A 20,846-nucleotide genomic window follows, 5' to 3' on the forward strand; every position below is an offset into this window, starting at 1 on the left:
CCAGATTAATTTCTGGAGTTTTTTGATTTAAGTAAAATCTGAATTTTTATTAATCCTTATTGCTCATTCAATTTTAGTATCATTTTAATATCACTACGTTTGTAAACGCAATTGGGCTCCATAGGAACTTCGATAAAACCATATTTTTTATAAATGTAAATAGCGTTTTCAAGCTTGGTGCTGGAATAGAGGAGAAGCGAGATTAATCTGTTCGCTTTAGCAAAGTCAATACAATGCTGCATCAATTGCTGTCCTATTTTATAGCCTCTATGTTCCGGAGATACGGCCATTTTTGTAAGTTCAAAAACATCAGCATCCTCAGTTGGCATTAAGGCTACGGTTCCGACAATTTCCTCATGAAGTTTTGCGAAGAAAATATAACCACCCTTTTCAATGACGTATCCTTCAGGCTTGCTCAACACTTCTTCATCAAAAGGTTCTACACTAAAGAATTTCTGAAGCCACTCTATATTTAATGCGTAAAAATCTTTCGCATATTTATTTTTAAAGGGAATAATTTCAATCATTACAATAACATGGTATAACCTATCATAAAGGCGGTTAATAAAGAGAACAGCATCGTTAAAATGGCCAAGCTTTTTTGTTCGGTTTTTTTAGATATTCCCCTAAAAATCACAATTATTGGAATGACAGCGCCAACACTAAAAACTGGAACCGTAATCACTTCCATGAGCGACTTTAATGCTGTGTTGCTATTTTCTCCATCAAACATAACATTCATCAATAAAAGATATAGCAGCACAATAACACTCCCAATAAATAACCATAAATCGATGCGATATTGTCTATTTAGTTTCATAAATGGATTGATTAGCCCTTATAAAATCGGTAATGAGATAGGTGATGAGCTTTCCAACGATAACTTCAGTTTCTGGCGTTGGTGCTGCTTCACAAATATGTAAATACGCGGCCTTGTTTTGATTTCCAAAATAGGTAACAAAAGCTCTCGCTTTTTTAACACTGAATCCACTCGGCGTAATAGCGCTACTAGGAATGAACTTAATAGCATCACAGTCTACTTCCACACCAAAAGGTTTCTCAGCAACGTGCTTCGCAGCGCGTTCCAATTCTGATTTGAACTTTTTATCCTTTCGGACAGTTAAGGCTTCAAATGTATTATACTTTAAAGCTTTGAATTTGTCCAACGTTTTAAAAATTAATTCTGATGTGTAATTTTCATGTAGCCCGAAAATGAAATAGTTTTTTAAAAACCCTTCGGCATAGGCATAACTAAATCCGTTGCCACTATGTCGACCTTCTTCTTTTCTAAAATCAGAATGGGCATCAAAATTAACAACGTTGATTGGTTTTTTATAAGCTAATGATGTGCCTTTGATATTGCCATAAGCATTGTTGTGGCCACCTCCAATAACTATTGGTTTTTTACCTGCACTCACAATTAAATGCACCAAATCCGTAACATGTCGGTCAATTTTTTCTGTGAGCTTTCTGGCTTTTGCAATATTCTTGTCAGAGGTATCAAGGTGATCGATCTTTTCCATCTCCTTGCTAAAATCTAAATGTCCTAAAATTAGTACTTTACTTGCTTTAGTATGGCTGTTACTTTGTATATTTAACAGAACCTTTAAAGTTGCATTCCATGCTTTGGCCGTACCTCGATTTCCATAGTTGGCAAACACACCTATATCTTCAGGTAGTCCAAATATTACATACTCAACGTCTAAAGTTGTTAAAGATTCGTATATATTGGTAGTGTCGGAAAGTAATTTAATGTGTTCTCCAAATTTGGATTCATTTGGTCTTTTTTTTAAGAACGTGTCTAAATCGTTTATATTAAATAGAACAAGTTTGTTCATTGTGGAGTTTAATTTTAAATTTGAAGTATTAAAAATACATTAATATTTAATTCTACAATTAAAAACAGAGTAAAACCAGTGTTAATTTAACCTTATTAACTAAAAAGAAAACTTATGGAAAGTTCAAGTAGTAACAAAAATACCGGATTAAAAATTGCTTTAGGTATCTTATTGGCCTTATTTATTGGAACAGGTTTCTATACCTCCAAATTATACAATGAGAAAAAAGAAAATGAGGCTACCCTGATTAAAGAGAAACAATTGGTCATGACAGATTTAAATAATATGGCCAAACAATATGATATTGCGATTAGTGAGAATAAAGTGGCTAATGAAGATTTAGTAGATGCTAGAAATAGAATTCAAAATTTAATGGATTCTTTAAAAATCTCTCAAAACAGTGTCAACAGCTTATGGAATTATAAAAAGAAATATTTATCACTTCAAGAAGAAATGAATGTGCTTTTAGCTGAAAATGATAAGTTGAAAGTCGAAAACTCTTTGTTAGCGAGCTCATTGGATAGTACCAATGTAAAGTTGAGAGAGCGTAATATGTTTACCGATTCATTATTGGTTCAAAATACAGAATTGGCATCCGTAGTTGAAAGTGCTGCCGTTTTACAGACTGTAGGTTTAAAAGCCTTTGGTGTGATCGAAAGAAGCTCAGGGAAATTAATTCCTACAGAAAGAGCACGTCGTAGCGATAAAATCAGAATTTGTTATACCGTTGCAAAAAACACTTTAGTGGGTGCTGGTGACAAAGAATTATATGTTCAGGTATTAGATCCTAAGGATAATGTTTTAGGAGCGAATGAGCAGATTCAGTTTGGTGATAAAGTATTAAATTATAGTATTGTGAGTAAATTCAATTATGAAAACAGAAACTTAAACATTTGTGAGTTTGTTTCTCCAAGAGGTGAGTTTGCTGAAGGACGCTATACTGTTAATGTTTACAACAAGAAAGAAATAGTTTCTACAACTGAATTCACTTTGGAATAGGCTTTAAAAATTATAAAATGAAAAAACCCGAAAATCAATGGATTTTCGGGTTTTTTTATGCTCTATAGTTTAATGTGAAGTTTATTTATCTAAAATTTTTCCACTTACAATTACCGTATCGATCAGGTTATCACCAAAATTATAAGGCAGGTTGTTGTAGCTCGGAATTTCTTTTGTGATGATAATATTAGCCTTTTTTCCTCTACAGATGCTTCCATATTGATTGGAGATGCCCATAGCATACGCACCATTGATGGTTGCTGCATTGATAGCTTCTTCAGGAGTCATTCTTAATTTAATACATGCCGTACTCACTACAAAATTCATATTCCCGCTTGGCGTTGATCCTGGGTTGTAATCGGTTGCTAATGCTAATGGCAGTCCAGCATCTATCATTTGGCGTGCTGGAGAGTAAGGAATACTTAAGAAATAGGAACAGGAGGGAAGCGCTACAGGCATCGTACTGCTATCTTTTAAAGCATCAATATCTTCCGGTCTCATTTCCTCCAAATGATCTACAGAGCGCGCGTTGTGCTTTACGGCAAGCGCTACACCACCAAAAGCATTGAATTGGTTGACATGGATTTTTGGCGTCATCCCGTGTGCTGCTCCAGCAACCATAATACGTTCCGTGTCTTCCAGATCGAAATAGCCTTTTTCACAAAACACGTCAATATAATCGGCTAGTTTAGATTTTCCAACTTCTGGAATCATTTCAGAAACTACAAGATCTACATATTTTGTTTTATCGTCCTTAAACTCTTTAGGTACTGCATGCGCAGCAAGTAAGGTTGTTTTTATAAATGCTAATGATTCTTTTTTCAATCGTTTTATGACGCGGAGCATTTTTAATTCGGCTTCCACAGTCAGACCGTAACCAGATTTTATTTCAATAGCACCTGTACCCAATTTCATCACGCTGTTTAATCGTTTCAAGGATTGTTGATACAGTTCCTCTTCAGACGTATTTTGTAGTACTTCAGCAGAATTTAAAATTCCACCACCACGTTCCGCTATTTGTTCATAGGTTAATCCGTTTATTCTATCTACAAATTCCTGAGAGCGGTCTCCCGCATATACAATATGTGTATGGGAATCACACCATGCAGGAAGCACGATTTTCCCTGTAGCATCAATAACTTCATCTGCTTCATATTCTAAATAATCTGACATAAGTCCATATTCAACTATGGTGTCATGTTCAATAATTAGATAGGCATTTTTGAGGGTTGGCAAGGTTTTCATGTCTTCACCTTTAACAATGGTCACGTTGGTTTCCCTTACCTGAAGCAGTTCTTTAATATTTTTGATGAGTATGGACATAGTATGAATCTAAATTTGAAATTGAAATAAAAAAAAGCAAGTTATTAAATTTAACTTGCTTTTTTGGTAAATATCTAAGGCTTTATGATTTTTGAAACCTCTATTTGGTGTGGCTTATTTAAGTCCGCCAACCATATCTTCTGGTTTTACCCATTCATCATATTCTTCTGCAGTCACATAGCCTAAATTAACAGCTTCTTCTTTTAAAGTTGTACCGTTTTTATGAGCTGTGTTAGCAATTTCAGCTGCTTTATAGTATCCAATTTTTGTGTTTAACGCCGTCACCAACATTAAAGAATTATTTAAAAGGTGTTTAATGACATCGTGGTTAGGTTCAATACCTTGTGCACAATGCTCGTCAAAACTTCTACATGCGTCACCTAAGAGTTGAGCAGATTGCAAAACGTTAGCAGCCATCATCGGTTTAAAAACGTTTAATTCATAATGTCCTTGCGTACCACCTACAGTTACGGCAACATCATTCCCCATAACCTGAGCACAAACCATAGTTAAAGCCTCACATTGCGTAGGATTTGCTTTTCCAGGCATGATAGAACTTCCAGGCTCATTTGCAGGAATGATGATTTCACCAATACCACTTCTTGGACCAGAAGCCATCATACGAATGTCATTCGCTATTTTGTTTAAGCTTACAGCTAATTGTTTTAAGGCGCCATGCGTTTCCACCAAAGCGTCATGAGCAGCTAATGCTTCAAACTTGTTAGGAGCCGTAACGAAAGGTAAATCCGTGAATTTTGCTATATATTCAGCAACGAGTTTGCTATAGCCTTTTGGAGTGTTTAATCCAGTACCAACTGCAGTCCCACCTAAAGCTACTTCGCTCAAATGTGGTAAAGTGTTTTGTAATGCTTTTAAGCCATAGTCCAATTGCGCTACATAGCCTGAAATCTCTTGACCCAATGTAATAGGAGTAGCATCCATTAAATGTGTACGACCAATTTTTACGACATCCTTAAACTCGCCAGCTTTATTGTGGAGTGTGTTGCGTAATTGAATCACACCGTTAATAGTATTCTGAACTACTTTTTTATAAATGGCAATGTGCATTCCTGTTGGGAATGTGTCATTTGAGGATTGAGATTTGTTAACATCATCATTAGCTTTAATAACAGGCTCGTCTTCACCAATCTTTTTGCCCGCTAATTGCTGCGCTCTATTAGCAATCACTTCATTAACGTTCATGTTGCTCTGTGTACCAGAACCCGTTTGCCAAATAACTAATGGAAATTGGTCATCATGCTTACCTTCTAAAATTTCGTCGCACACCTGAGCTATCAAATCGCGCTTTTCCTCAGGTAAAACCCCTAATTCGCAGTTTGTATAAGCCGCTGCTTTTTTAAGATATGCAAAACCATGAATGATTTCTAAAGGCATGGATGCAGGAGCACCAATTTTGAAATTATTTCGGGAACGTTCAGTTTGTGCGCCCCAAAGTTTATCTGCAGGGACCTTAACATCGCCCATTGTGTCTTTTTCAATTCTGTATTCCATAATTTTTTTGATGATTAATTACCACACAAAGTTAAGATTTTGAGGAAGATTAAAGAATAGTTTTTGAGGTTTAATTTTTAAGGTTCTCTCTAATCCTCCATTAAACTAAAAAAGTGATATGTGATTGTCTAAATTTTGTTGTGAGGCGCTTTAATTTATATCGAGAGTATTCAATTGATGGGCTTCGTTGAAAAGTTTTATTGCATAATGGTGATGATGTATTCAATAGTAATGATTAATTTTATTAGGATAATAATCTCAAAATTAATCAATTATGGAGGCGAAAAATCCAATAGTATGGTTTGAAATATATGTTGACGACCTGAATAGGGCCCAAAAATTCTACGAAACAGTTTTAGATATAAAACTAACAACACTGCAATCACCAGAAATGAGTGAAGATGATAGCGGATTCAAAATGATTGCATTTCCGATGGATATGAATGGTGCGGGAGCCTCTGGAGCCCTAGTTAAGATGGAAGGCGTGAAGGCAGGAGGTAATTCAACTTTGGTATATTTTGCAAGCGAAGATTGCAGCATTGAAGAGGCGCGTGTGGAGAACGCTCGAGGAACAGTTTTTAAGCCAAAGATGTCCATTGGTGAATACGGATTTATCACCTTGTTTTACGATACGGAAGGGAATATGGTTGGACTCCATTCAATGGCATAAAGAATACAATATTATGGCAACAGAAATTTTTATAAACCTTCCTGTAAATGACTTAGAAAAATCCATAACCTTTTTTAAGCAACTTGGATTCACTTTCAATATGCAATTTACAGATGATAAAGCAGCCTGCTTGGTTTTGGGCGACAATATATATAGTATGTTACTCTCCAAGCCAATGTTTGAATCCTTTACAAATAAGCCTGTCGTTGATGCTAAAAAATTCACTGAAGTGTTGATTGCAATAGATGTAGAAAGCAAAGATAAAGTTGATGAGATGGTCCAAAAGGCAGTATCTGCAGGAGGTAAACTATATAGGGCGCCTCAAGATTATGGTTGGATGTATCAGCATAGTTTTGAAGACTTAGATGGTCACCAATGGGAGATTCTATTCTCCGATATAAGTAAATTACCAAAGGATTGATTCGTATATGAATCACGATTAGTTTCCTTATCTTAGTACTATTAATTAATTCAAAATAATGTATTTATGAAAACGATTCGATTAGGTGATGAAGCACCCAATTTCAATGCGCAAACTACAGAAGGAGATATTAATTTTCATGAATGGTTAGGGGATAGCTGGGGAATTTTATTTTCGCATCCTGCAGATTTTACACCTGTATGTACTACAGAACTAGGCACTGTTGCCAAGTATAAAGAAGAATTTGACAAGCGCAACACCAAGGTTATTGCACTAAGTGTTGACGGATTGGAATCTCATAAAGATTGGATAAAAGATATTAATGAGACCCAACAAACCACTGTCAACTTTCCAATTATTGCTGATGAAGACCATAAGGTCGCTCGTTTATACGATATGATTCACCCTAATGCCGATAGCAAACATACTGTAAGATCAGTATTTTTAATTGCTCCTGATAAAACGGTGAAATTGACCATTACCTATCCAGCATCTACGGGTAGAAATTTTGACGAATTGCTACGTGTCATTGATTCCTTGCAATTGACTGCCTATCATAAAGTTGCAACGCCTGCTAATTGGAATGATGGCGATGACTGTGTAATTGTTCCTGCGGTAAGTAATGAAGAAGCCACAAAACTGTTTCCAAAAGGTTATGACGAAGTGCGCTCATATTTAAGAATGACGCCACAACCAAACAAGAATTAAGGTCTTAACAACCTTGTTAATAAAAGTTAATTTTGGTATTGTATAACACAATGCTTTCTTATATCTTTGCTTTAATTATTAAAAATAACTCTCGGCATGTTTGAATTTGAACAATATTTAGGATTTTTAGCGTTTTTGACCATTTTAACCATTGGGTTTTGGTTAATGATATTTTTGATGACTTTCGTAATCCCTTACTGGATTTTTGGTTCTTCAATAGAACGTTTTAAAGAAATTCAAGCGGAGCGTAAAGCTAAAAGAGAAGGTACTACCTTAAATCAATAATTATTTTATTTCTTATATAAAAAAAAGCGGTTTCAATTTGAAACCGCTTTTTTTATGCCTTGGTGTGTAGATTTTATCCTTCAAAATCCATATCATCTCCACCATTACGACGCTCCATATCACGTTGCTGTTTCTTTTGTTGGTTGAAACGGTAAGTGAATGACACGTTGAAGCTACGTTGTCTCCATTGGAATTCAGCACTACTGTTGAATGTAGGTGTTGTAGATTCCATGCTACGTTTTCTGGTATTGAACAAATCACTTACGTTGAAAGCGAGTGAAGCGCGGTCATCAAATAAATCTTTGCTAAATGCCATATCTGTAGAGAACATGCCTTTTCTTTTGTTCTGAGCATCTTCACTTGGTCCCATATAGAACACACGTGTTTGCCAATCAATATTTCCTGGTAATGTGTATTTGTTGTTTAATCTTGCAAACCAGCTTAAGTTTTCTGCACCGTAATCAAATCCGTTATAGAATCCTTCTGTGTTCGATTGGAACAAGTTGAAGTTACCATTAATGTTCCAAACTTTTGACGGTCTGTAAGACACTGTGAACTCAAAACCGTAACGGTCATTTGTCGCTAAGTTGATAGGTGTACGACGAATAATTGGGAATTCAGTTCCGTTAATAATTGCAACCTCGCCAGTATCTTCACTAATAAAAGTGAAAACATCAGTAGCACGCTCATAATAAATAGAGCTATTTAAGGTGAATTTTCCAAATCTGTTTAAATAACCTAAGTCAACTTTGTTAGAATAACTAGGGTTGATGTCTGGATTTCCTTGAAATAGGTTAGTAGCACTACTTCTTGATGGGAATGGATTGATAAATCTAGATCTTGGACGGCTAATTCTGCGGTTGTAGCCTAATTGTAAACTTTGTTTATCATTTATTTCATACCCTAAATTAACAGTAGGGAATAAGTCTGCATAATTTTTTCTTTGAAAGTCATTACTTGTTAATTGATCAATCGTCAATCTTGTAGATTCCATACGAAGACCTAACAAATAAGAGAATTTGCTTTTTATTTTACTACCAAATTGAGAGTATACAGAATTGATGTATTCTCTATAAATAAGGTTGTTGCTCACGTCAGTATCTAATACAAACTCACCGTTATCATTGAATTCTAAACTATAGTCCGTATCCAATTCATTAAAATTACCACGGTATCCAAATTCAAATTGACTGTTTTCACCTAATGGTAAAACGTAATCTGATTGAAGTAAAATTTCATCTTGAGATCTTAGAGTCCCAACGCGCTCAGCAGCATCTCCATCTTGAGAAATTAAAGAGCGTTCGTTTTCATCACTCGTTTCATATTGAAAATCGAATGTCAATTTATGTTGGCTGTTGCCACCAAACTGCTTGTCAAAGTTTAATGAATATTGAATGGTTTTATCGTCTTCCAATTCTGGATCATAACGCATAGATTCATTTAAAATATCGCCAGCCGCGTTAAATTCTTTGATATAGTTTGAAGTGTTGTTTTCTTCATCACTTTTTCTATAAACTACAGAGGTTGTTAAAGAAGCTGAATCGGTAATGTACCATTCCAAACCTAAATTGGTTGTAAAGTTTTTGTTTTGTCTGTCCGTTTCACGATTTTCATTTAAAAACGTATCAGGATTATCTATTAAAAGATTGCCGTTTTCATCAAACTGTCTGTTGAAATATTGCGTCTCAGTAAATGATTTACCTGGAGATTCTCTATAGCTGTAACCTGTTGTGTTGAAAAAGTTGAAGTCGCCAGTTCTGTAATTAATGTTACCAGAAACACCAGCATTGGTTGGATGACCTGCGTTTGCAGTGATGGCACCATTTAAACCTTGAAGTTTACTTCTTCTTAAGATGATATTTAAGATACCTGCAGTACCTTCAGCATCGTAGCGTGCAGAAGGTGAGGTGATGACTTCAACACGTTCAATAGACTCCGCTGGCAATTGGCGTAAGGCATCTGTTGAATTAAGACCAACCAAACCAGATGGTTTACCGTTGATTAAAATGGTCACGTTTTCATTTCCTCTTAACGATACATTACCTTCAACGTCTACTGATACTGAAGGAACGTTATCTAGAACGTCGCTCACAGTTCCACCTCTTACAGTAAGATCTTGGCCAACATTATAGATTTTTTTGTCTAATTTGATTTCCACAGTGGTACGTTCCGCAATAATGGAAACTTCACCTAAAGATTGTGCATCAATAGCAATGCCTACAACACCTAAATTTGTGTCTTTATTTAAGGTCTTATTTGGGATTTTATATGTTGTATATGAAATATATTCAACAGAAATATCATAGGTGCCTTTAGGAACTTTAATATCGAATTTTCCATCAATATCAGTAATACCACCTGTTACAATTCTATTTTCTGCTTTACTGAAAAATGCAATAGTTGCATATTCCAGTGGTTGGTTAACATCTTTGTCCATTACAACACCAGTAATGCTCACCTCTTGGGCGGAAATGAGATTTGATGTCAATAAAAAAAGAAGGGTAAATACGTAGGGAATTAGTTTCATTTTAATTTAGTTGTTTTTCTTGGTTTTAGTTTTTTGCAATTTTTTTATTTCCGATTTATTATCTTCTACAAAACGTTGGACTGAGGCAATCGTCTCTTCCGTATAAAGTTCTTTAACATCAGCAAAATGTGATGTCTTTAACTCTTCAATTAAGGTTTCTTTTTCGAAAATTTGGTGGAGTTCAGACATGGCAATTTGATTCCGTTTTTGGTAGAAATCATCAATTTTTTGCTTGAGAATTTCACCTTTAAAATCGTCTATGTCTAAAAGTTTGACAAATGTGGAAACACGTTCTCTGTACTGCTCCATTTGTTTTTCCATATATTGTTCCTGCTCTCTTTCATGCGCTTCTTTCCGTTGGGCATAGGACGGAGTGACGCCTAAAATGAGCATCAAAACAATAACCTTAACTACTTTTGCAACCATAATAAATCGGTTTTATTATTGAGAGTGCAAAAATAGAACTTGGTTTAATGGTGTTTGGTTAAAGTTGTGTTAAAGGTCCCCTTAAAGGATGTCGAGGATTTTTTGTGGAGGTCGGCCAATAGTAGCTTTATTGCCATTAATGACAATTGGACGTTCAATAAGTTTAGGATGCTTTGCCATGGCGGCGATAATTTCTTTATCGGTCAAGTCTAAACCTTTATACTCATCTTTCCAAATGGATTCATTTTTTCTGACGAGTTCAATAGGTTTGATTTTTAATAAGTTGATGATTTCTTCTAGAGCTTTTTCATCTAAAACATCGTCAAGATATTTGATAACCTTAAAATCATTGGTTTTGGTTTCAAGTATTTCCAAGGCTTCCCTTGATTTGCTACAACGTGGATTGTGATAAATAGAAATCATTAGTAATGGTTTTAAAGATCCGGCAAAGTTAAGAAATTTGCCAGCATCAAGCAATTCATCATGTCTCTAGGATTAAAGTTGGATGTTGAACGCTTTTAATTCTTCTTCTAATTTTTCAGGAGTATTAAAAAGAATGGTATTAATGCCCATGTCTTTGGCAGCAATGATATTCCGCAGATTGTCATCAATAAAAATAGCGCGTTGTGCCTCGATATTAAAACGATTCAATGTCAACTCGTAGATGTCCTTAAATGGTTTTCTTGTTTTTTCTTCGCCAGATACTACAATACCCTCAAACCAATGTAAAAAATCAAATCGCTCAAGTGCAATAGGAAAGGTTTCGTGGCTCCAATTTGTTAGTGCTACCACTTTATAATCTTCATGGTCAATTAACTTTTTTAAAATGGCCACAGTTCCCTCAATTGCTTCTCCTAACATCTCTTCCCAACGCCCGTAAAACATCCTGATTAATTCTTCATGTTCAGGAAAAAGCGCCACACGTTCTTCAGTTGCTTTGGCTAACGGATAGCCTGCATCTTGATTCTCGTTCCACTCATGCGTACATACATTATCGAAAAACCATTGCATTTTTTCGCGATCGCCATTAAAAACGTCTAAATATACATACTCAGGATTCCAGTCAATAAGAACGCCACCGAGGTCAAAAATAATCGTGTCAATTGTTTTCATTTAGATAATGCTGTAAATTAATAATGCTCCTAAGAGTATTGAAAATGGTGAAATTATTTGAAAATATAGAGGTTTTAGCATCCGTGTCCATTTTTGAGAATAGTTATAATGCCATTGCCTCGGTATTAAAAATAACACAACCGAGGTTAGTGCCATAAACCATCCTATAATGGATAATGCCATTGGATATTTGGAATGTGCAGCATAAATAATGAGCGCTATTGCGGGAACCATTCTTAAACCGATTTCAGTATAATTGATAATGGTAGTGCTTGCCGCTTTATTCAATAGGCCTCTGGCAATTTCGGGTTTTAATAACATGAGGAAGCCCACGCCAATTAAAAATAGCCCGAATAAAATAAGGATGAATTTGGCAAAAAGAACCATAATCTTGATTGAAACTTAATCAAGATACGCTATAATTCATTCGGATTGTCATCCTTTTGTCCCATCATCATCAAATAAGCTTTCAGGAACTCGTCAATCTCGCCATCCATTACATTGTCCACGTTTCCAGTTTCATGCCCAGTTCTCACATCCTTCACTAATTTATAAGGATGCATGACATAGTTGCGAATCTGGCTTCCCCATTCGATCTTCATTTTTCCAGCCTCAATATCTTCACGCTGTGCCAACTGTTTTTGCAGTTCAATCTCGTACAATTGCGATCTAAGCATTTGCATAGCTCTAGCCCTGTTATCGTGTTGAGAGCGCGTTTCAGAACAGGAAATTTGAATTCCCGTCGGTTTATGGGTCAACTGCACCTTAGTTTCTACCTTGTTGACGTTCTGTCCACCAGCGCCACTGGAGCGTGCGGTAGTAATTTCAATATCAGCAGGGTTTATCTCTATTTCAATGGTATCGTCAACAAGAGGGTAGACATATACAGAAGCGAAACTGGTATGGCGTTTGGCATTACTATCAAACGGAGAAATTCGGACCAATCTATGGACACCGTTTTCACCCTTTAACCAACCAAAGGCAAAAGCGCCTTCAATCTCAAAGGTTACTGTTTTGATACCTGCAACATCGCCTTCCTGAAAGTTCAGTTCCTTAACCTTAAATCCGCTATTTTCAGCATACATCAGGTACATGCGCATGAGCATACTTGCCCAATCACAGGATTCCGTACCGCCAGCGCCGGCAGTAATTTGGAGGACTGCACTTAAACTATCACCTTCCTCAGAAAGCATGTTTTTAAACTCTAGCTTCTCAACGTGTGCTAAAGTTTTGTTGAAATGGTCTTCTAATTCTTGTGCTGAAAGTTCTTCGGCTTTGTAGAATTCATAAAACACCTCCAAATCCTCAATTAGAGTTTTGGCAGTATTATAATCTTGAACCCAACTTTTTTTCTCTCTAATGGAGCGCATCACCAGCTCTGCAGCTTTAGAATCGTTCCAGAAATTAGGATCAAAAGTTTGTTCTTCTTCGTTTGTTATCTCAATAGTTTTGGCATCTATGTCAAAGATACCTCCTCAACGCTCCAAGGCGTTCTACAAGACCCTTAATTTGATCAGATGTAGTCATAATAGTGTGAATTTTTCACAAATATATCATTAAAACGGAGGACAGTTATAGAATTTATCAGATAATTTTTTCAGTTTATTTGTGTAGTTTTATAAGCTAATTAACAATTATGAAAAATTACAGTCTACTTCTCATTTTAGTTTTATTTGCAACCAGTTCATACTCACAAGTATTAAAAAATAAAAAGCTCGAAAATTATAAGGGTTTTTTTAACTTCTATTACGAAGCGAAACAAGATAAAATTTATCTTGAGGTAGCCGAGTTGGATAAGGAGTTTCTTTACGTGAATAGTTTAGCCAGCGGCATTGGCTCTAATGATATCGGGCTTGATAGAGGACAGTTGGGTTCTGATCGACTTGTTAAATTCATTAAGGCCGGCAATAAAATATTGTTGGTGCAACCCAATCAGAATTTTAGAGCAATTACAGATAATTCTCTAGAGAAAAAAAGTATAGAGCAGGCATTTGCAACCTCTGTACTATATGGGTTTAAAATTGAAGATACGATTGCAGGAAAGTATGTGATAGACCTCACGCCCTTTTTATTACAGGATACGCATGGGGTGGCGGAACGATTAAAATTTCAAAACGAAGGCACTTATAAATTAGATCTTTCAAAAAGTGCACTATCCTTAGAACGTACCAAAGCATTCCCAAAGAATGTTGAGTTTGAAGCCTTATTAACTTTTGATGGTGAAGCAAAAGGTAGAAACATAAGAAGCGTTGCACCTACAGCATCATTGATTAGTGTGATTCAGCACCATTCGTTTGTAGAGCTTCCAGACAATAATTATAAGCCTCGTGCTTTTGATCCGCGAAGTGGTGCCATATCAATATCCTATATGGATTATGCCACGCCTATTGAAGCGCCAATTGTAAAACGGTTTGCCATCAGACATCGGTTACAAAAAAAACACCCAGAATTAGCAATGAGTGAGGCTGTTGAACCAATTATTTACTATTTGGATCCTGGAACACCTGAACCTGTGCGTTCGGCATTGTTGGAAGGTGCGCGCTGGTGGAATGAAGCTTATGAAGCCATTGGTTATAAAGATGCGTTCCAGGTAAAAATGTTGCCAGATGATGCTGATCCTATGGACTGTCGATATAATGTGATTCAATGGGTCCACCGTTCTACAAGAGGATGGAGTTACGGCGCCTCAGTTGTCGATCCTCGGACAGGAGAAATCATAAAAGGTCATGTAAGCTTGGGGAGTTTGCGCATTCGGCAGGATTTTATGATCGCTCAGGCTTTGTTGAACCAACCTTTTGCCAATTCTGATACTAATAACGAACCCATGTTAAAAATGGCTTTGTCTAGAATCCGACAACTAAGTGCACATGAAATTGGCCATACGCTTGGATTCGCTCATAATTTTGCGGCAAGTAGTACGGCGGATGCTTCCGTTATGGATTATCCACACCCTAAAATTACTTTGAAAGACGGAGAAATTAGTTTAGAAAACGCCTATACCGACGGCATTGGGGTTTGGGATAAAGTCACGGTGGCTTACAGTTATTCTGAGTTTGATGAAAAGATGAGTGAGCAGGAAGCCTTACGTGATATTTTGAAACAAGCCCAAGACAAAGGATTACGTTTTATATCAGATTACGATGCGCGCGCTTCAGGAGGAGCACACGCTTATGCGCATTTATGGGATAATGGCAACAGTGCTTCTGAAGAATTGCAGCGTGTATTGGAAGTTCGCGCTCAAGCCATTTCAAACTTTTCTAAAGACAACATAAGAACTTACGAACCGTATTCAGTATTAGAAGATGTTTTTGTTCCCTTGTATTTTTTCCACAGATATCAAGCTGAAGCTACTTCAAAATTAATAGGTGGATTGGACTATAATTATGCCGTTAAAGGCGACGGACAATTAATTTCAAAAACTATAGATGTAGCACTTCAAAACGATGCTTTAAGCGCTTTACTAAAATCTATAGCTGCGGAAACATTAGCAATACCAAGAGATAAATTAGCCTTGTTTCCTCCGAGGGCGTTCGGTTATGGTAAGTCGCGCGAATCGTTTTCAGGTAAAACCGGCGTTTCTTTTGATGCCTTAAGCGCCCCTGTAACAGCTAGTGATATGGTGTTGGAACTGTTGTTGAATCCGCAGCGCGCAAATAGACTCGTACAGCAAAAAAGTCTGGATAAAAAACAATTGGGTCTCCAAGATGTGCTTCATCAACTTGTGGAAAGTACATTTGCCAAATCCCATAAAGATGATTATTTATCTGAGGTGCAACATTCAATTAACGTGAACGTCCTTAAATATATTATGAATCTATCTGTGGCTGATGCGTCTACATTTCAGGTGCAGGCGATTGCTAATGATGCCATAGACCATATATCCAAACGCATATATGACAAGAACTATGGCGCAAAATCTTATGCGGCACAATATGGGCGACTCATAGCTCAGTTGCGTGAGTACCCTGATAAATTTAAAATTGAAGCCGCTCCGAGAATTCCTGATGGAGCACCAATAGGCACCGATGCGTGTAATTATACTACAAAATAAAAGCAATGATTATAGATTTAAGAAGTGATACCGTTACCAAACCCACACCGGGTATGTTGGATGCCATGATGAGTGCTGAGGTTGGTGATGATGTATATAAAGAAGATCCTACGGTAAATGCATTAGAAGAGCGATTAGCCGATATGTTTGGGAAGCCAAAAGCTTTGTTTTTTCCAACCGGAACCATGGCTAATCAAACAGCTTTAAAACTGCACACCAATCCTGGAGATCAGGTTATTTGTGATTCTAATGCCCATATTTATCATTATGAAGGCGGTGGTGCCTCATTTAACAGTGGTATTTCCTGCAAATTGTTAGAAGGAAACCGTGGGATGTTTACAGCTGAACAAGTCGTTGAGGCCATTAATCCACCGGATTTTTATCACAGTCCGCTTACGGCGATGGTGGAAGTGGAAAACACGGCCAATAGAGGCGGAGGTTCATGTTGGGATTTTCAAGAGTTAAAAAAAATAAGACAGGTCTGTGATGATCATAATTTAGGATACCATTTGGATGGCGCTCGTATTTGGAATGCATTGGTTGCAAAACCGGAAACTGCGCGAGATTACGGACAGTTGTTTGATACGATGTCTGTGTGTTTAAGTAAAGGATTGGGCTGTCCTATCGGTTCAGTATTGATTGGTGATGAAGCCATTATGCAGAATGCATTGCGAATTCGGAAGATTCTTGGTGGCGGAATGCGGCAAGCTGGTTATTTGGCAGCAGCTGGATTGTATGCGTTAGATAACCATATGGACAGACTTAAGGAGGATCATCAAAAAGCGAAAGACATTGAAAAAGTCTTATCTGGGTTGGACATCATTAAAAATGTAGAACCTGTAGAAACCAACATAATAATTTTTGAGTTGACCGATAAGAAGAATGATACCAGCTTTATAAATAACCTTGCGGCTAAACATGTTCGTTTGAGCAATATGGGCGGCGGTAAACTACGAATCGTAACCCATTTAGATTATACAGATGAAATGCACGATAAATTTCTTTCACTCTTGAAAAGCATTTAGTTTTTTTCAGGATTTTAAATCCAAGTAAAATAAGAATCATTGTAGATTTTATAGGTATAATGTGTAATGGTGAATGGTGGTCTTTAAATCCTTTGTAATCAAAAAGATAATTCCTGAAAAAACTAATATGGATGCGTTGGTTTATTAAGTTTTGAATATCTTAGTGTATAAATAAGCTTATCGCAGTTAATGAAATTAAGTATCATCATTCCGGTGTACAATGTTGAAAAATACATTGCTCAATGTTTAGATAGCATGCTAGATCAAGATTTAGGTCCTGATGAGTATGAAATTATCTTGGTCAATGATGGCTCTACGGATAGTAGTTCTGCAATTGCGCATAGCTATGCGGGTAAACACTCCAACATTATAGTTATAGACAAAGAGAATGGAGGCGTTGGTAGTGCTAGAAACTGCGGAATGGGCCAAGCGGTAGGTAAGTACATATATTTTATTGACTCTGACGATTATCTCATTTCAAAGTGTCTAAAAACAATTGTGAGTACCTGTGAGCAGCATGATCTGGACATCTTGACGTTCGTGTCGACTGCTTTTACGACTTCAGATTCAAATAAGGAAATAGTATTAAAGAATAAACCCTTTAAACCGTCCTTTGGTCCCGACAAACTATCTCCCATTGTAAACGGTGAAGAGTATTTAGCGAACGTTAAGTATAGGGGTGAAATTTGGTGGTTTATTATAAACCGGGAATTTCTAGTGAATTCCAAAATTCGGTTTATAGAAACAGGTTGGATGGAGGATGCTATTTTTACCTTGCAGCTTATGTTGGAAGCAAAAAAAATGGCACATCTTAAACTGAATGCCCACAGACATCGGTATGCGCCAGGAACAGCAATGTCGAGTAGGGAACCTAAACATTTCCTTAAAGTGATAAGAGATCTTCATAATGCAGCGGTTGTACATGTGCCAATTATTGAAAAATTGGAGAACACCAATGCCCATCCAGAAGCTATAACGCGCATAAAAGCCAGGCAACAGTCTTTTGTGTTTTTTTCAATGTTACGGATGATTGAATCGACCATGAGTTTTGATGAAGTTAAACAACGGATGAATGACATGGTCCAAATCAAAGCGTATCCTTTAACTTCCTTTTTGGGAAAGGATTATAATGGGGTGCCTTATCAAATGTTAAGTATCCTTTTGAATAGCAAAGGCAGGTTTTATTTCATCTTTAAACTTCTAAATCCTATTTTTAAGCTGAGGTATAAGTTTTTGAAACCCGTATAATTTTAAAAAGAAAGCGGTCGTCACTTAAATTAAATGACGACCGCTATTTATATACTATTTATCGCATGTTTATTTAAACATATCCAAACCAGGAATGTTTGGCATCCCATCCTTGGCTACTGCAGCCAATTCAGCTTCGTTCACCTGCGTTGCTTTCTCAATTGCTTTATTTAAGGTCATGATTAAATAGTCTTCAAGCATTTCTTTATCTTCAAGCAATTCATCATCAATAGCAATCGATTTTATTGTTCTGTTAGCAGTTAAAGACACTTTCAACTTCCCGTCCGTACTTTGTTCATCAACCAACACATGGTTTAAACGTGCTTTTGTTTCCTCAACTTTTTTTTGGGTCTCTTTGAGTTTATTCATCATGCCCATCATATCTCCAAACATATTCTTCAATTTTAAAATTAGTAGGACAAAATTAATAAAAGATTAGATTCCTTCTAAGTCTGATATGTTATAAATCTCACAAAACCCTCGAAAATAGATGAGGTAATATGTTGTGTTAACTTTTTTATCAATTCTATAGGGCGGTCTTTTATTATCACTTCTTATAAATGAGTACTTTTGCAATCTGTAAAAAACATATCTAATGACACATCATATTCAGCCTCCAAAAGCAAACAAAGTACTTAAAACATTGAGTATTCATGACGACGAACGCCACGACGAGTATTTTTGGCTAAATGAACGCGAAAACGAAGAGGTTATCGATTACCTGAATGCGGAAAACGAATATTATGAAGCGATGACTTCAAAATATAAAGATTTTGAACATTCGCTTTTTAAGGAAATGAAAGCCCGAATAAAGGAAGATGACGAGTCTGTGCCGTACAAATACAATGGGTATTGGTATATTGTTAAATATGAAGTAGGGAAAGATTACCCTATTTATATCAGAAAAAAAGACACGATGGATAATCCTGACGAGCTGCTTTTTGATTGTAACAAAATGGCTGAAGGTCACGATTATTTTAAATTAGTTGGGTTGAGCGTGAGTCCTGATAACTCAATGATTGCCTATGGTATTGATACGGTTGGAAGACGTAATTATACGTTACATATTAAAAGTTTAGTCACTGATGAGGTGTTCTCTGATGCCATTCAAAACACGACAGGTTCAGCAACATGGGCTAATGATAACAAAACCTTGTTCTACACCGTAAAGGACGAAAAAACATTGCGTTCAGATAAAATTTATAAACATAAATTAGGAAGTGCTTCTGCTACTGACACCCTTATTTTTCATGAGGATGATGATACGTTTGGCGTGGCAGTTTATAAATCGAAATCAAAAAAGTATCTAATTATAGCGTGCTACAGTACACTCACAAATGAGTATCATATTCTAAACGCTGATATTCCAGATGAAGAATTTACTGTTTTTCAAGAGCGTGTAAGAGGATTGGAATATAGTATTTCGCATTATGGCGATCAATTTTACGTTGTTACAAATGCAGATGGTGCCATCAATTTTAAGTTGATGAAAACGCCAGAAAATGAAACTAAATTCAACAATTGGATAGAAGTTATTCCGCATAGAGAAGAGGTCTTACTTGAAGATATTGATATTTTCAAGGATTTCTTGGTTATAAGTGAACGTTCCAATGGACTGAATCATATCCGTATCAAACGATGGGATGGCACCGCCGATTATTATCTGCCATTTGATAATGAAACGTATACAGCCTATACATCCACCAATGTTGAGTTTGATACCGACATCTTAAGGTATGGCTACAATTCCATGACAACACCTTCTTCAAGTATTGACTTTAATATGGTCACAAAGGAGAAAACTATTCTGAAGGAACAACAAGTTTTAGATCCTAATTTTGATAAGGATAACTATACCTCGGAAAGAGTTTGGGCAACGTCCCACGATGGTGTTAAAGTGCCAATTTCCATGGTTTATAAAAAAGGAATCAAAAAAGACGGCTCCAATCCGGTGTTGTTATACGCTTACGGATCTTATGGTCATACTATAGATCCTTATTTTTCAAGTATCCGTTTGAGTTTATTGGATAGAGGTTTCATTTATGCTATTGCGCACGTCAGAGGTGGTGAATATTTGGGTCGTATGTGGTATGAAAATGGAAAATTACTTCAAAAGAAAAACACATTTACGGATTTTATTGAATGCTCCAAATTTTTAATCGCTGAAAACTATACCTCTCCAAAACACTTATATGCGTTAGGGGGAAGTGCTGGTGGACTGTTGATAGGTGCAGTAATCAATGAGGCGCCTGAGCTTTATAATGGCGTTATTGCGGCTGTTCCTTTTGTGGATGTGTTGACGACTATGTTGGATGATTCGATTCCGTTAACAACAGGGGAGTATGACGAATGGGGCAATCCAAATGATCCGGAATATTATGAATATATGAAATCCTATTCGCCTTATGACAATGTGAAGAAGCAGGATTATCCGCATATTTTAATTACAACGGGGTTGCATGATTCTCAGGTGCAATATTGGGAGCCTGCAAAATGGGTGGCTAAATTAAGAACCTATAAAACGGACAACAACAAATTGCTTTTAAAAACCAACATGAAAGCTGGTCATGGAGGTGCTTCTGGACGTTTTGAAGCTTTAAAAGAAGATGCTGAAGAATACGCGTTTTTATTAGACTTGGAGAACATTCATGCCTAATTGAAAAAAAATCGTACTTTTGCAACGTTTTAGGTTACAATTTT

The 20,846-nt window shown here is 36.4% G+C and carries 21 protein-coding genes; 9 read left to right on the forward strand and 12 right to left on the reverse strand.

The window, feature by feature from the left end:
• Positions 1-56: 56 nt before the first annotated feature.
• The 3 genes from Q0947_RS02070 to Q0947_RS02080 are packed head-to-tail and all read right to left on the reverse strand — an operon-like array spanning position 57 to position 1,838.
• Complete coding sequence (locus Q0947_RS02070) at positions 57-527, reverse strand: GNAT family N-acetyltransferase (RefSeq protein WP_299390739.1); 471 nt, start codon at positions 525-527, stop codon at positions 57-59.
• On the reverse strand, positions 527-820 hold the full coding sequence (locus tag Q0947_RS02075; RefSeq protein WP_299390741.1) for a hypothetical protein: 294 nt from the start codon (positions 818-820) through the stop codon (positions 527-529). The genes Q0947_RS02070 and Q0947_RS02075 overlap by 1 nt, the downstream gene beginning before the upstream one ends.
• A complete protein-coding gene (locus tag Q0947_RS02080) occupies positions 807-1,838 on the reverse strand; it encodes a formimidoylglutamase (protein ID WP_299390744.1) in 1,032 nt (343 codons plus the stop codon). The genes Q0947_RS02075 and Q0947_RS02080 overlap by 14 nt, the downstream gene beginning before the upstream one ends.
• Positions 1,839-1,952: 114 nt before the next feature.
• Here Q0947_RS02080 and Q0947_RS02085 point away from each other — a divergent pair, with 114 nt between their 5' ends.
• A complete protein-coding gene (locus Q0947_RS02085) occupies positions 1,953-2,837 on the forward strand; it encodes a chromosome partitioning protein ParA (protein ID WP_299390746.1) in 885 nt (294 codons plus the stop codon).
• 81 nt (positions 2,838-2,918) lie between these two features.
• Here Q0947_RS02085 and hutI read toward each other — a convergent pair whose 3' ends face one another.
• Both hutI and fumC read right to left on the reverse strand, forming a co-directional pair.
• On the reverse strand, positions 2,919-4,160 hold the full coding sequence (gene hutI / locus Q0947_RS02090; protein ID WP_299390749.1) for an imidazolonepropionase: 1,242 nt from the start codon (positions 4,158-4,160) through the stop codon (positions 2,919-2,921).
• A 114-nt stretch (positions 4,161-4,274) separates the two neighbouring features.
• Positions 4,275-5,672: a class II fumarate hydratase gene (fumC, locus tag Q0947_RS02095; protein ID WP_299390751.1), complete on the reverse strand. Its 1,398-nt coding sequence runs from the start codon at positions 5,670-5,672 to the stop codon at positions 4,275-4,277.
• Positions 5,673-5,946: 274 nt separating this feature from the next.
• Between fumC and Q0947_RS02100 the strand changes: the two genes are divergently transcribed.
• The 4 genes from Q0947_RS02100 (at position 5,947) to Q0947_RS02115 (ending at position 7,756) form a co-directional block, all read left to right on the forward strand.
• On the forward strand, positions 5,947-6,342 hold the full coding sequence (locus Q0947_RS02100) for a VOC family protein (protein ID WP_299390753.1): 396 nt from the start codon (positions 5,947-5,949) through the stop codon (positions 6,340-6,342).
• A 13-nt stretch (positions 6,343-6,355) separates the two neighbouring features.
• The gene (locus tag Q0947_RS02105) at positions 6,356-6,763 is read left to right on the forward strand and encodes a VOC family protein (protein WP_299390756.1); all 408 of its coding nucleotides are present in this window, start codon (positions 6,356-6,358) and stop codon (positions 6,761-6,763) included.
• Between the two features lie 66 nt (positions 6,764-6,829).
• Complete coding sequence (locus Q0947_RS02110) at positions 6,830-7,471, forward strand: peroxiredoxin (protein ID WP_299390758.1); 642 nt, start codon at positions 6,830-6,832, stop codon at positions 7,469-7,471.
• Between the two features lie 96 nt (positions 7,472-7,567).
• Positions 7,568-7,756: a hypothetical protein gene (locus Q0947_RS02115; RefSeq protein WP_299390761.1), complete on the forward strand. Its 189-nt coding sequence runs from the start codon at positions 7,568-7,570 to the stop codon at positions 7,754-7,756.
• A 73-nt stretch (positions 7,757-7,829) separates the two neighbouring features.
• On the opposite strand, the gene Q0947_RS02120 is transcribed toward Q0947_RS02115, so the two are convergent.
• From Q0947_RS02120 to prfB, 6 genes are all read right to left on the reverse strand, one after another.
• Positions 7,830-10,283, reverse strand: coding sequence for a TonB-dependent receptor (locus Q0947_RS02120; RefSeq protein WP_299390764.1), 2,454 nt, complete (start codon positions 10,281-10,283; stop codon positions 7,830-7,832).
• 6 nt (positions 10,284-10,289) lie between these two features.
• Entirely contained in the window at positions 10,290-10,709 is a 420-nt protein-coding gene (locus tag Q0947_RS02125; protein ID WP_299390766.1) for a hypothetical protein, read from the reverse strand.
• A gap of 81 nt (positions 10,710-10,790) precedes the next feature.
• On the reverse strand, positions 10,791-11,132 hold the full coding sequence (arsC, locus tag Q0947_RS02130) for an arsenate reductase (glutaredoxin) (RefSeq protein WP_299390769.1): 342 nt from the start codon (positions 11,130-11,132) through the stop codon (positions 10,791-10,793).
• A gap of 72 nt (positions 11,133-11,204) precedes the next feature.
• On the reverse strand, positions 11,205-11,822 hold the full coding sequence (locus tag Q0947_RS02135; protein ID WP_299390771.1) for an HAD family hydrolase: 618 nt from the start codon (positions 11,820-11,822) through the stop codon (positions 11,205-11,207).
• The gene (locus Q0947_RS02140; protein WP_299390774.1) at positions 11,823-12,209 is read right to left on the reverse strand and encodes a hypothetical protein; all 387 of its coding nucleotides are present in this window, start codon (positions 12,207-12,209) and stop codon (positions 11,823-11,825) included.
• A 29-nt stretch (positions 12,210-12,238) separates the two neighbouring features.
• A protein-coding gene (prfB, locus tag Q0947_RS02145; RefSeq protein WP_299390776.1) for a peptide chain release factor 2 occupies positions 12,239-13,349 on the reverse strand; the annotation gives its coding sequence in 2 pieces (ribosomal slippage) (positions 12,239-13,285 and positions 13,287-13,349; 1,110 coding nt in all).
• Positions 13,350-13,458: 109 nt separating this feature from the next.
• Here prfB and Q0947_RS02150 point away from each other — a divergent pair.
• From Q0947_RS02150 to Q0947_RS02160, 3 genes are all read left to right on the forward strand, one after another.
• Entirely contained in the window at positions 13,459-15,873 is a 2,415-nt protein-coding gene (locus tag Q0947_RS02150; RefSeq protein ID WP_299390779.1) for a zinc-dependent metalloprotease, read from the forward strand.
• A gap of 5 nt (positions 15,874-15,878) precedes the next feature.
• Complete coding sequence (locus tag Q0947_RS02155; RefSeq protein ID WP_299390781.1) at positions 15,879-16,898, forward strand: GntG family PLP-dependent aldolase; 1,020 nt, start codon at positions 15,879-15,881, stop codon at positions 16,896-16,898.
• A gap of 189 nt (positions 16,899-17,087) precedes the next feature.
• Entirely contained in the window at positions 17,088-18,146 is a 1,059-nt protein-coding gene (locus Q0947_RS02160; protein WP_299390784.1) for a glycosyltransferase, read from the forward strand.
• A 69-nt stretch (positions 18,147-18,215) separates the two neighbouring features.
• Here Q0947_RS02160 and Q0947_RS02165 read toward each other — a convergent pair whose 3' ends face one another.
• Positions 18,216-18,539, reverse strand: coding sequence for a YbaB/EbfC family nucleoid-associated protein (locus tag Q0947_RS02165; protein ID WP_299390786.1), 324 nt, complete (start codon positions 18,537-18,539; stop codon positions 18,216-18,218).
• A gap of 202 nt (positions 18,540-18,741) precedes the next feature.
• Between Q0947_RS02165 and Q0947_RS02170 the strand changes: the two genes are divergently transcribed.
• A complete protein-coding gene (locus tag Q0947_RS02170; protein ID WP_299390789.1) occupies positions 18,742-20,802 on the forward strand; it encodes a S9 family peptidase in 2,061 nt (686 codons plus the stop codon).
• Positions 20,803-20,846 lie beyond the last annotated feature (44 nt).

This window comes from uncultured Gelidibacter sp. (assembly GCF_947500795.1).
Taxonomy (GTDB): domain Bacteria; phylum Bacteroidota; class Bacteroidia; order Flavobacteriales; family Flavobacteriaceae; genus Gelidibacter.